We start from the raw sequence: 12,914 nt of genomic DNA, 5'->3' as shown, positions 1-12,914 counted from the left end.
AATCTTTTATATTAAATTTTAATGTCCAGTTAAGTCACTTTCATTAAATTTATCACTTATAGGTTTTGTATATTTATTAATAATACCTTTAAATAGTATAGTTAATATTATAGGTATTATTAAGAATACTATTAATACATATATATCCTTTATCAATACTGGTTTGTAAATACCACCTACAGTCTCTCTAAGAGCAGATATAGCATAAGTAAATGGTAAAAATGGGTTTACGTATTGGAAAAATGGAGGAGTAACTTGTATAGGGAAAGTACCTCCTGATGCAGCAACTTGTATAACTAATAGTATTACACCTATTGCTTTTCCTACATTTCCAAATATAGAGACCAATGAGTATACAATAGCTGTAAATACAATACTTGTAAACATTGATAATAATACAAATGATAAAGGATCAATAACTTTAACATTTAGAATATATAAATCACCAGCACTTACGATAAAAGCTTGTATTATAGCTATAGTTAAGAAAGTAAGTCCTCTACCAAAGTATATCTCAAATGGTTTGTAATCTCCATGTACATTAGCAGACAGTAATGACATTAGTAAAAGTACACCAACCCATAAAGATAATACTGTATAAAATGGAGTCATACCAGCTCCGTAGTTAGCTACTGGATATAATTTATCTGTAACTAGCTCTACTGGTTGCTTTAAGAACTCAGCACGCTTTATAGCATCGCTTTTTAGTAATGATATTAACTCATTAACATCGTCACTTGAGTTTATTTTTTTCATAGCATTAACTAATTCATCAATTGTTGATTTAGCTATAGGTAGTTTTTTTCTTATAAATGATATATTATCTTTCGCACTATCTGATAATGATATCGTAGTATTTAGTATATCCTCAACTTGAGGTAGTTTTGCTTGAGCTTTATCTAACACACTAATAACTTCATTAGCAGTATTGAAACTTCCCTCAAATATGTTATTTATAGGATTTATTATTTTTGAATCAAAATTATTTAAAATTGATGTAGAAATTTGGTTTACATCATTTACAACCTTTAATACACTATTTAACTTATCTAAAGATGGTTTTTCTCCATTTGCAATCTGTCCTTTTATAGCATTTAAAGCGTTAGTAGCATTATTTAAGCTATTATTTATAGACTGTAAAGATGATATAGCATTTTCTAGAGGCCCACCTGGTTTAATAGCATTTAGTTTATTTAAAAAGTCTAGTACTGTATTACTTGTACTTGATAAAGTAGAAAGCTTTGATGATAAGCTATCTATAAGTTGAGGTACATTATCAGCACCGTTATTTATCGCATCTATTATAGATGATATATTTGATGAAGCACTTGATGAAACTTTAGATACTATTTGCAAATCTTCTTTTATTACAGGAGCAACTTTATCTAAGCTACCTTTGCTATCTTGTAAAAATACTTTTACATCTGATGCTAACTTTTTAGTATTAGATATAGTAGAAGTTATTAAAGGAACATCTTTTTTTAATTCCTTAGCAAGATCTTGTACTTTATCTGTAGCATCTGAAGCAAGATTTACAGTTTTATATATATCTTTAAATTTACTTTGAACATCTATAAGTTCACTTTCTAAATTAGATAGCTTTGGAAGCTGATTTTCAAGTTCTATACCTAAATTATTAGATACTTCAAATATAATTTGACTAACAGTTTTTACTACTGTTTGATTAACTTCATTTTGTATAGTTGAAGCACCTTTATCTGTAATTTTAGGGGCTATCGCGTTTATTTTTTCATTAACTGTGTATATTATCTTACCTTTTTTGACTTCATCAGAAGTTAATGAAGTTAAATCTTTAGAAAAGCTTTCTGGAATTTCAACTGAGGCATAATATGTACCTTTTTTAACTCCATTTATTGCGTCAGCTTTATCTACAAATTTCCAACCTAAATTATCATTTTCTTTAAGTTTTTTTACTAATTCATCACCAACATTTATATCCTTACCCCTTATTTCAGTACCTTTATCATTATTAACTATAGCAACTGATATATTTTTAGTACTACCATAAGGATCCCAAGATGCCTTTATATTAAACCAGGCATATAATGATGGTAAGACAGTTAGTCCTAGTATTATTACTAACAATACTTTGTTTGTAAAAATATCCTTTATGTCTTTTTTATATATTTTAAAAATATTTTTCACGTCTTTACACCTCCATGTTGACTAAATAAGGTTAGATTTAGAACTATTTTATATTATATTATTTATACAATAAAAAGTAAAGTTAAAAAATTGTAACATATATTAAAATAGTAAATTTATAATACCTGTATGATTATTGAATATGTTCAAACCTATTAAAATAAGTAATACTCCTCCTATTATTTGAGCAGATGATTTGAATAAATTACCAATTTTTTTTCCTAATAAAACACCTAAAAAACATACTATAAATGTAACTAAAGATATAGTAATAGATATAGGAATTATATTTACACTTAAAAAGGAAAAACTAACTCCAACAGCAAGTGCATCTATGCTAGTTGCAATTGACAATATAATGAGATCTTTATTATTTATGTAATATGAAGTAGTATCTTCAGGTTTGTCTTTTGCATCTAAAATCATTTTCAAACCGAGAAAGCTTAGTAAAATTAGAGCAATCCAGTGATCAAATGCTTTTATATAGCTTTCAAAATTTACACCTAATAAATAACCAATTAAAGGCATACCGCCTTGAAATAATCCAAAGAAAAAAGCTACTTTAGAAGCTAGCCAAAAATTTATATTCTTTAGAGTCATACCTTTTGTAAGAGATACGGCAAATGCATCCATTGAAAGTGCAAATGCTGTAAAAAATATAGTTAAAAATCCCATAATATCCTCCTTGTTTAAAGTTATAGCTAATCTTATTTTATAAAAAATATGATAAAAATATTCGTAATTTAGTGATAAGTAGATTAGGCAAAATAAAAACAGCTTAAATATATTAAGCTGTTAATAGTTAAAGCAAAAATTATTATTTAAAATTTATATAAGATTTTATAGTTAAATAAAAAATTAAAGCATCTTTAAAGTTTTTCAAATCAAGATTTAGTATTTCTTTAATTTTATCTAATCTATATATAAGTGTATTTCTATGTAAAAATAATGATGATGAAGTTTTAGAAATATTTTGATCATTTTCTATAAAGCATATTCCTGTATTTAACAAGTTTATATCCATTGTTTTTATAGACTCAAAATCTATCAAATCGTAAAAAGGTCTGTCGTGTTTTATAAAATATATAGATTTATATATTATTAAATCATTTAAAGTTATGTAGTTTTTAAAAAAAGTGTTATTTATAAGGAAGTCTTTAGGTATTTCATTAAAAATAGATACTCTAGACTTAAATATATTTATATCATATATTTCACCTAAATTAATAATATAAGTATTTCTATAAGTCTCTGATTCTATTATTTCTGGTGTATGAAAATTAATATCTAATTTATAATCTGAATTTAATATTAATAAATTTTCATATAAAAATAATTTTATATTATCATATAAGTTATATAATATTCCCTTTAAATTATCTAGTTCACAGTCTTGTTGATAGAATATATAAAAATAACCTTTTATATTATCTATAGTTATATCTTCTATAAATTCTATAACATAAGCTTTATCATTAAATGTTACTACATTTTGGTTTTTGCTAATACTTTGATTATTATACTCGAAAAAATTAATTTTTTTATTTGTCTTTCCCTCTATAAATTGTATCAAATTTTGCATGAAGACCACCCCTGAAGTTTTCAATTAAAAAAGTAAGATGATTAATCATCCTACTTTAAATATATCATTAATTTAGAAATATTTATATATAAACTAGAGATTTATTTATAGCTTCTTGTGTTTCTTTATCAAATATATGTATTTTATGTTTATCCATAGCAAGTTTTAATTTATCTCCCATTTTAACTCTATACCTACCATCAAATCTTGCAGTTATACTTTGATTACCTGTTTTTAAGTAAGCATATATTTCAGCACCCATAAGTTCCCCAAGTTCAACAGTAGCTTCAAAAGTACTATCTAAGCTATTTTCGACAAATATATCTTCCATATGTATATCTTCAGGTCTTATACCTAGAACAACTTCCTTACCTATATATCCTTTTTCTATTAAACTAGATGATTCACCTTTATTTAATGCTATATCAAAACCATCAGCTTTTGCATGTATTTCTCCATTTACTTCAGTTAGAATAACATTTATAAAGTTCATTTGTGGAGCGCCTATAAATCCCGCAACGAACATATTGTTTGGTTTATCGTATATTTCTTGTGGAGTATCTATTTGTTGAACTATACCATCTTTCATAACAACTATTCTATCTGCCATAGTCATAGCTTCAACTTGGTCATGTGTCACATATATAAATGTAGTACCTAAAGACTTATGAAGTTTGGTTATTTCTGTTCTCATTGATGTTCTAAGTTTTGCATCTAAGTTTGACAAAGGTTCATCCATTAAGAATACTTTTGGGTTTCGAACTATAGCACGCCCTAGTGCAACTCTTTGCCTTTGACCACCTGAAAGTGCTTTTGGTTTTCTATCTAATAATTGATCTAAGTCTAATATTTTAGCTGCATCCCTAACCTTTTTATCTATTTCATCCTTAGGCAATTTTCTAAGTTTAAGAGCAAATGCCATATTTTCGTATACTGTCAAGTGAGGATAAAGTGCATAGTTTTGAAAAACCATAGCTATATCTCTGTCTTTAGGATCTACATCATTTACTAAATTTTCTCCTATATAAAGTTCACCATCACTTATTTCTTCAAGGCCTGCTATCATTCTTAGCGTAGTAGACTTACCACAGCCAGATGGTCCAACTAGTACTACAAATTCCTTATCTTGTATATCTATATTTACATTTTTTACTGCATTAAATCCATTTGAATATGATTTACATATATTTTTTAAAATTACCTTAGCCATTACCATTTCCCCCTTTTAACAACTATATTTTAATTTCATTTTATATTTTAATAATATCAAAAAAATGTTTTCTTAGTAATGTAAAAAATAACTAAAACTATTTAGATAAAATATACAGATTGTATAAAAAACATAAAAATTTTAAATAACATGTTTAAATAAAAAAACAAAAGGTATATATATAGTATGTTAAAAAGAAACTAAATAAAATTTATATAAATTTGGAGGAATAAAATTATGAAAAAATTTGTTTGTACAGTATGTGGATATATACATGAAGGAGAAACTGCACCAGAGAAATGTCCAGTATGTGGAGTTGGAGCTGATAAGTTTGAAGAAATGAAAGGTGAAATGGTTTGGGCTGACGAGCATAGAATAGGGGTTGCTAAAGGTATAGATGAAGAAATATTAGAAGGACTTAGAGCAAACTTTGTTGGAGAATGCACAGAAGTAGGAATGTATTTAGCAATGAGCAGACAAGCTGATAGAGAAGGATATCCAGAAGTTGCAGAAGCTTATAAGAGAATAGCATTTGAAGAAGCAGAACATGCTGCTAAATTTGCAGAATTATTAGGAGAAGTTGTTGTAGCTGATACAAAAGCTAACTTAAAAGCAAGAGTAGATGCAGAGTATGGAGCAACAGAAGGAAAATTAAAAATAGCTAAGAGAGCTAAAGAATTAGGACTTGATGCTATACATGATACAGTACATGAAATGTGTAAAGATGAAGCAAGACATGGTAAAGCATTCTTAGGTTTATTAGAAAGACATTTTGATGCTAAGTAATATATAGAATATAAAGGCTGCCTTATACAGGTAGTCTTTTTATATATTAATCACTGTTACTATATAAATATAAAGAGGTGAAATTATTGGAATTAAAAAATATAATAGAACATTTTATGATGAATTATGGACTTATAAGTATATTTATAATAGTAGCACTAGAGTATGCTAATGTACCTCTTCCTAGTGAAGTAGTACTTCCAATTGCAGGTATGTTTGCATATAAATATAACTTTGGATTTGTAAATGTAATAGTAGTATCTACTTTAGGTGGGGTTATAGGTTCCTTGCTAAATTATTTTCTAGGATTTAAATTTGGAAAGCCTTTAATAGATACTATAGGTGAAAAGTATCCAAAGACCAAATCAATTATAAACTCATCTTATATTTGGTTAAAAAAGCATGATAAATTATCAGTAATTTTAACTAGAGTAATACCTTATGCTAGGACATTTGTGTCAATAATAGCAGGGTCTATAAAAATGAATATATTTACATTTATGATGTGTTCTGCTATAGGAATAGGGATTTGGAATACTTCATTAATAAGTATAGGTTATGTTTTAGGAGATAACTTAAAATTTGTAATGTCTTTAGTTACTAAATACTCATATATAATGGTTATTTTATTATTAATAATAACTATAGTATATGGATTTATAAAATATAGATTAAAAAATAAAAAAATATGCAAATAAATGTTTAAAACAATGTATATGAGGTATATATATAGTATGTTAAAAGAAAGTAAATAAAATTTATATAAATTTGGAGGAATAAAATTATGAAAAAATTTGTTTGTACAGTATGTGGATATATACATGAAGGAGAAACTGCACCAGAGAAATGTCCAGTATGTGGAGTTGGAGCTGATAAGTTTGAAGAAATGAAAGGTGAAATGGTTTGGGCTGACGAGCATAGAATAGGGGTTGCTAAAGGTATAGACGAAGAAATATTAGAAGGACTTAGAGCAAACTTTGTTGGAGAATGTACAGAAGTAGGAATGTATTTAGCAATGAGTAGACAAGCTGATAGAGAAGGATATCCAGAAGTTGCAGAAGCTTATAAGAGAATAGCATTTGAAGAAGCAGAACATGCTGCTAAATTTGCAGAATTATTAGGAGAAGTTGTTGTAGCTGATACAAAAGCTAACTTAAAAGCAAGAGTAGATGCAGAGTACGGAGCAACAGAAGGAAAATTAAAAATAGCTAAGAGAGCTAAAGAATTAGGACTTGATGCTATACATGATACAGTACATGAAATGTGTAAAGATGAAGCAAGACATGGTAAAGCATTCTTAGGTTTATTACAAAGACATTTTGATGCTAAATAAATTATAATATATTTAAAGGTTGTCTAAACTTAGGCAACCTTTTTTTACGCTTAAGGAAATTATGATATTTTAAAAATGTGGATAAATATTGTAGTTAGGTAATATGTGAGTTAAAGTTACAATAGCTAATTAAAAGGACCTATAATTTTAAATAGTTATATTTTTGAAATAATTGTATTATATAGACATATTGCAAAAAATAAGGTAATATGTATGAGTAAAAAGTCGAAAGTTTTAAAAGAGGTGGTTATAAATGACAAATCCAGATGCAATAGCAAAAGAAGTGTCGAGTAAGGTACAACAAATGAGTAAAATGCCACTTGATACACTTATTGAAAAATTTATAGGATGGGTTACTGAATATGGAATAAAGCTTATAATAGGTCTTATAGTTATATCTATAGGATTAAAGATTATAAAAAAGGTAGTAAAACAATTTGGAGTATTTTTAGAAAAAAGAGATGTTGATATAACATTAAGAAGATTCATACAGTCATTAACAGCAGGTGTGTTAAAAGTTATATTATTTATAGGAATTCTTGGCTATTGGGATGTTAAATTGACAGGTCTTGCAGCGATTGTAGCTTCTGGTGGGGTTGCCATAGGTTTAGCCCTTCAAGGCAGTTTATCTAACTTTGCAGGTGGTTTTATAATATTATTACTTAGACCATTTAAAGTAGGGGATTATATACAAACTGGAGTTTATGAAGGTACAGTTGAAGAAATAGGGTTATTCTATACTAAATTGACAACTATAGACAATAAGTTAATATTAATACCAAATGGAACATTGTCAAATGGTAGTTTAATAAACTATTCAGCAAAGGAAGAAAGAAGAGTTGATTTAACATTTAGTGTAGGATATGAAAATAATATACTCCATGTTAAGGAAGTATTAACGGATATCGTAAAAAAACAAGAGTTTGTTTTAGATAATCCTAAACCATTTATAGGTGTTAGTGCTCATAGTCCAAGTTCTGTTGACTTTATAGTTAAAGTATGGTGTAAATCGGAACATTATTGGGATATACATTTTAGCCTATTAGAGAAGGTCAAATTAAGATTTGATGAAGAAAATATAAGCATACCTTATCCACAAATGGATTTACATGTGAAAAAGGAAGATTTAGGTCTATAAATAAAAGCTAATACGGAAGTTTATCTGTATTAGCTTTTATTTATTTTAATTAATATATTAGAAGGAGCTATTTAAAGGTTAAATGGCAGCAATTGTTATATGAAGTTTTAGTCAAAATATGGTGAATTTAAGTGAAAATAGTGTATACTATAATATATAATAGACATAAGGAGAAATAGATTATGGAATATATTCAAGAATTAAATCATTTTGCACAAAACTATTGGATTTTAACCATGATAATAGGATTACTAGCAAGCTTTATTGAAAGCTTTTTACCTATACTTCCTCTTATGGCTATAGTAGGAGCTAATGCACTTTTACTTGGGCTATTTGGAGGTCTTGTACTATCTTGGATAGGATCTGGTTTAGGTACTGCATTGCTATTTTTAATTATTAGTAGATTTAACGATAATAAGTTATTTAATAAATTTAGAAATAAAAAAGTAAATAAAGCAATAAAATGGATGGACAAAAAAGGATTTAAGTTACTATTTTTTGCTTATTCTTGTCCCTTTGTACCAAGTTTTTTAGTAACAATAGCATCTGCATTTTGTAAAGTGGATCCTAAATGTTTTATACCTGCAATGCTATCAGGAAAGTTTATAATGTTTTTATTTATAAGTTATCCAATGAGTGACATAAAAGGTTTTATAAACAGTCCTGTTAAAATATTAGTATTTTGTTTATTAGTATTTTTATCATGGACTATAGGTAATAAAGTTAAGAAAAGTTTAGAGAATCATGAAAAAGATAATGAAACTGAAAATGTATAGAATATATAAAATAACCCATCTAATATTAGGTGGGTTATTAAAGTAATATATAAAATCTATATCCTAGTAAAAATATAACTATAAAGTTTAAAGCTTTGCATATTAACTTTTCTGTCTTAGAATTAGTTTTTATAGGAAGGAATGAAAAATTAATGGTTATAGGGTAAAAAATCTCTATACCTTCCTTAGTTAGCAGATCTAAAACTAGATGAGATACATATCCTACTAAAAAGCCACAAGATACACATATAAATACTATATTACTATCTGTAGATTTTATTAAAAAATTGAAACCATAAGCAAGTAAAGATATAAAAATTAGACTATGTGTAAAGCTCCTATGCCTAAATCTAGAACCAAAATATTTATATATAATAGGATATCTTTTACTTATATAAGAACCTCTCATATCGATATCAGGATATAATGAACCTATATATGCAAAATATGTGTATATTAAAAGCAAAATAGCTTTATAAAATACACTATAATTATTTAAAAATGTTTTATATAAATAAGGGAGCGCTAAAAGTGCAAATATATAGCCTCCCTTAGTATGAGTTTCTTTTACCATTAAACCTCCTAGGTGATAGTATAATATTATTGATAATTATATTTGTATTAATTATATAGTAAATTGTAAAAATTTTCAAAAACTATTTTTAAAATATAATTTTAAAAGGATTGAATATACTTAAAATCTACAAATTATTATAAATTTTTATTTTAGATTTTGAATATAGTTTTCTTCCGCTTTACTCCAATTTATAATATTAAACCAATTATTTATATATTCGGCCCTTTTATTTTGATACTTTAGATAGTAAGCATGTTCCCATACATCGATTCCAATTATAGGTTTTAAGTTTAATGTAATAGGAGTATTTTGATTTTGAGTAGTTATAATCGATAGATTTCCAGAGTCATCAGATACAAGCCATGCCCATCCAGATCCAAATACACTTAGTGAAGCTTTATTAAATTCATTTTTAAAATTATCAAAAGATTTAAAGTCTCTGTTTATGGCACTTTTTAATTTTCCATGTAATTTTTTCCTATTAGGAGACATTATTTCAAAGAAAAATTCATGATTATATACTCCTCCACCATTATCTTTTATAGTTTTAGCTATTTCACTAGGCAAACAATCTAGACAAGTTAATAAATCAGAAATACTACAAGCATAAAGGTCAGGGTATCCTTTTATGGCATTATTTAATTTATCTAAGTAAGATTTATAATGTTTATCATAATGTAAGATCATAGTCTCTTTGTCTATATAAGGTTCAAGAGAATCATAAGAATAAGGTAGAGGCATAGGTTCTTTGGGGGTATATATTGGAGATAAAGAGAAAATATTTTGTGGATTAAAAAATATAGTTAATAATAAAGTTATAAATAAAAATTTTTTCATAAAATCACCTCATAATTAGTATGTTTACTATTTATAAAAAAATTTACAAAAGGTATAATAATTTATAAATTTAAATATAAATAACAAAATTATTATATATTATTTATAAATGATATAAAAAAAATCTTTTATACTTGAAAATAAAAATAAAGGTATATATACTATTAATAATAAAAGTGAATAAAATAAAAAGGGTAGAGGTCGCAATATTTAAAAGTACTAATGAGGAGTTAAGCGCGTAGAATCATTAGGAAAGGAACTATTGCCGAAGGGTATAGCTGATGCTTTAAGGTTATATGCCTGGGGGTACATAAAATATATGTATCACTGTCACAATTTATTTTGTGAAGAGCTACATTTGAGAAAAATTTATACATAGGTATAGTTATATTGCTGTGTCTAAAAAGTTAATGTATAACTTTATGTAAAAATTTATAAGTCTTGAGTGTATACTCAAGACTTTTTTACGCTTTAGGAAAATATGATACTTTAAAGAATGTGGATAATTATTGAAGTTGAGTAATACCAATCAGTTTGCAGAGCGTAAAAAAGACATTTTGAGCAACGGACGAAGTCGTTGGCGACATGAGCGAAGCGAATTTTTTATACCCTTATATTCACTAGAGACTAAACAATTTTAAGGGGGAAGTTTTATGAGAAGCAAGAGAAATTTTAGGGTATTATTAATGACTATTATAATTTTTATGATGTCTATGCCATTAGTATTTGCAGGGGGGGATGATATATCAACTATAAATTCAGAAAGACTTAAGATGATAACTTTAATACCACCATTAGTTGCTATAGTTTTAGCATTTATAACTAAGAATGTAGTAATATCGTTATTTGTAGGTATATTTTCAGGAAGCTTTATAATAAACATGTCATCTGGAAATGTTATAGTTGCTTTTGTTAATGCATTTTTAGATATAGTAAATAGGGCATTAAATTCATTAGCAGATCCATGGAATGCAGGTATAATACTTCAAGTTTTAGCTATAGGTGGGGTTATAAGCCTAGTAGCTAGAATGGGTGGTGCAAAAGCTATAGCAGAGAGCCTAGCCAAAAGATCAAAGACCGCTAGAGGGACTCAACTTATAGCATGGTTTTTAGGATTATTAGTATTCTTTGATGATTATGCAAATTCATTAATAGTTGGTCCTATAGTTAGACCAGTAGCAGACAAAATGAAACTATCAAGAGAAAAACTAGCGTTTATAATAGATGCTACAGCTGCACCTATAGCTGGGCTTGCTATAATATCTACATGGATAGGTCTTGAAGTTGGACTTATAAATGATGCATTTAACGGTATAGGAGTAGAAGCTGATGCATTTGGAGTATTTTTAAATACCATACCATATAGATTTTATAATATATTAATATTAGCATTTATAGTTATATCAGCAGTTCTAGCTAAGGATTTTGGACCAATGAGAGAAGCTCAAATTAAAGCCCGAAGTGTTAATAAAAATAATAACAATTCAAACAATGTTAGTAATGATAATTCTGATTTAGAGCCAAAAGAAGGTATAAAATTAAGTTCATGGAATGCAATAATACCTATAGGAACATTAATAATAGCTGCGTTAATTTCTTTTTATTATAGCGGATACACAGCAGCTATGAACTCAGATAACCAAAATCTAATACAATTATTTACTAATTCTCCATATTCATTTGATGCTATAAGAGAGGCGTTTAGTGGAGCAGATGCTTCGGTTGCATTATTCCAGTCAGCTTTATTTGCAAGTATTGTAGGCATAGTTCTTGGAGTTAGTAAAAATATACTTACAATCTCTGAAGCTATAGATGCTTGGATAGATGGAATGAAGGGACTTATTATGACTGGGGTTATATTAATACTTGCATGGTCATTAAGTTCTGTTATAAAAGAACTAGGAACAGCTAAATACTTAGTAACATTATTATCTGGAACACTACCAAATTTTTTATTACCAAGTGTAGTATTTATACTTGGAGCTATAATATCATTTGCCACAGGAACAGCCTATGGAACAATGGGAATACTTATGCCTCTTGCAATACCGCTAGCTTATTCTATAAATCCAGAGATGTCGTTTATAGTAGTTAGCACTAGTGCAGTATTAACAGGTGCTATATTTGGAGATCACTGCTCACCAATATCTGACACTACAATAATGTCTTCAATGGGAGCTGGATGTAATCATATAGATCATGTTAATACACAGATGCCTTATGCATTATTTACAGCCGTAATAACAGTATTATTTGGATATATACCGGCAGGACTTGGTATACCTGTTTATATAGTATTACCAATAGCTTTATTAGCTACATTTATAGGTATACATGTATTAGGTAAGAAAACGTATGAAGAAGTTGATAATATTATTTATACTATGGATTAGTTTTATTTAAAATAATAGAGTTTGTATTATATAGAATAATAATTATAAAATAAGATAATAATAATTGTAAAAAAAGAAAACGTAAAATATATTTTACGTTTTCTTTTCATCTAAAA

12 protein-coding genes and 1 riboswitch are annotated in these 12,914 nt (G+C 27.1%); of the genes, 6 read left to right on the top strand and 6 right to left on the bottom strand.

Annotated features, from left to right (window positions below; all coding sequences use genetic code 11):
* Positions 1-18 precede the first annotated feature (18 nt).
* From FRIFI_RS09535 to FRIFI_RS09520, 4 genes are all read right to left on the bottom strand, one after another.
* Complete coding sequence (locus FRIFI_RS09535) at positions 19-2,166, bottom strand: YhgE/Pip domain-containing protein (protein WP_166505722.1); 2,148 nt, start codon at positions 2,164-2,166, stop codon at positions 19-21.
* A 102-nt stretch (positions 2,167-2,268) separates the two neighbouring features.
* The gene (locus FRIFI_RS09530; RefSeq protein ID WP_166505721.1) at positions 2,269-2,841 is read right to left on the bottom strand and encodes a manganese efflux pump MntP; all 573 of its coding nucleotides are present in this window, start codon (positions 2,839-2,841) and stop codon (positions 2,269-2,271) included.
* Between the two features lie 142 nt (positions 2,842-2,983).
* A complete protein-coding gene (locus tag FRIFI_RS09525) occupies positions 2,984-3,748 on the bottom strand; it encodes a PucR family transcriptional regulator (RefSeq protein WP_166505720.1) in 765 nt (254 codons plus the stop codon).
* An 82-nt stretch (positions 3,749-3,830) separates the two neighbouring features.
* Positions 3,831-4,958 (bottom strand): ABC transporter ATP-binding protein, encoded by a 1,128-nt coding sequence (locus FRIFI_RS09520; protein ID WP_092924960.1) that lies wholly within the window; start codon positions 4,956-4,958, stop codon positions 3,831-3,833.
* A gap of 237 nt (positions 4,959-5,195) precedes the next feature.
* Between FRIFI_RS09520 and FRIFI_RS09515 the strand changes: the two genes are divergently transcribed.
* The 5 genes from FRIFI_RS09515 (at position 5,196) to FRIFI_RS09495 (ending at position 8,991) form a co-directional block, all read left to right on the top strand.
* Positions 5,196-5,744: an NADH peroxidase gene (locus tag FRIFI_RS09515; protein ID WP_092924962.1), complete on the top strand. Its 549-nt coding sequence runs from the start codon at positions 5,196-5,198 to the stop codon at positions 5,742-5,744.
* Positions 5,745-5,830: 86 nt separating this feature from the next.
* Positions 5,831-6,442, top strand: a complete 612-nt coding sequence (locus tag FRIFI_RS09510; RefSeq protein ID WP_092924964.1) for a DedA family protein — start codon at positions 5,831-5,833, stop codon at positions 6,440-6,442.
* Positions 6,443-6,528: 86 nt separating this feature from the next.
* Entirely contained in the window at positions 6,529-7,077 is a 549-nt protein-coding gene (locus FRIFI_RS09505) for an NADH peroxidase (protein WP_092924966.1), read from the top strand.
* 253 nt (positions 7,078-7,330) lie between these two features.
* Complete coding sequence (locus tag FRIFI_RS09500) at positions 7,331-8,215, top strand: mechanosensitive ion channel family protein (RefSeq protein ID WP_330383719.1); 885 nt, start codon at positions 7,331-7,333, stop codon at positions 8,213-8,215.
* A 182-nt stretch (positions 8,216-8,397) separates the two neighbouring features.
* Positions 8,398-8,991, top strand: a complete 594-nt coding sequence (locus FRIFI_RS09495; RefSeq protein WP_092924968.1) for a TVP38/TMEM64 family protein — start codon at positions 8,398-8,400, stop codon at positions 8,989-8,991.
* A 37-nt stretch (positions 8,992-9,028) separates the two neighbouring features.
* On the opposite strand, the gene FRIFI_RS09490 is transcribed toward FRIFI_RS09495, so the two are convergent.
* Positions 9,029-9,565 carry a metal-dependent hydrolase gene (locus tag FRIFI_RS09490; protein WP_092924970.1) on the bottom strand — a complete coding sequence of 179 codons (537 nt, stop codon included), beginning with the start codon at positions 9,563-9,565 and terminating at the stop codon, positions 9,029-9,031.
* A 147-nt stretch (positions 9,566-9,712) separates the two neighbouring features.
* Entirely contained in the window at positions 9,713-10,405 is a 693-nt protein-coding gene (locus FRIFI_RS09485; RefSeq protein WP_092924972.1) for a superoxide dismutase, read from the bottom strand.
* A 187-nt stretch (positions 10,406-10,592) separates the two neighbouring features.
* Positions 10,593-10,768, top strand: a riboswitch (Lysine riboswitch).
* Between the two features lie 290 nt (positions 10,769-11,058).
* On the opposite strand from FRIFI_RS09485, the gene FRIFI_RS09480 reads away from it, so the two are divergent.
* Complete coding sequence (locus FRIFI_RS09480; protein WP_166505719.1) at positions 11,059-12,798, top strand: Na+/H+ antiporter NhaC family protein; 1,740 nt, start codon at positions 11,059-11,061, stop codon at positions 12,796-12,798.
* Positions 12,799-12,914: the final 116 nt, after the last annotated feature.

This window comes from Romboutsia hominis (assembly GCF_900002575.1).
In the GTDB taxonomy this organism is placed as follows: domain Bacteria; phylum Bacillota; class Clostridia; order Peptostreptococcales; family Peptostreptococcaceae; genus Romboutsia_C; species Romboutsia_C hominis.
This window is presented reverse-complemented; position numbering and strand designations above follow the sequence as displayed.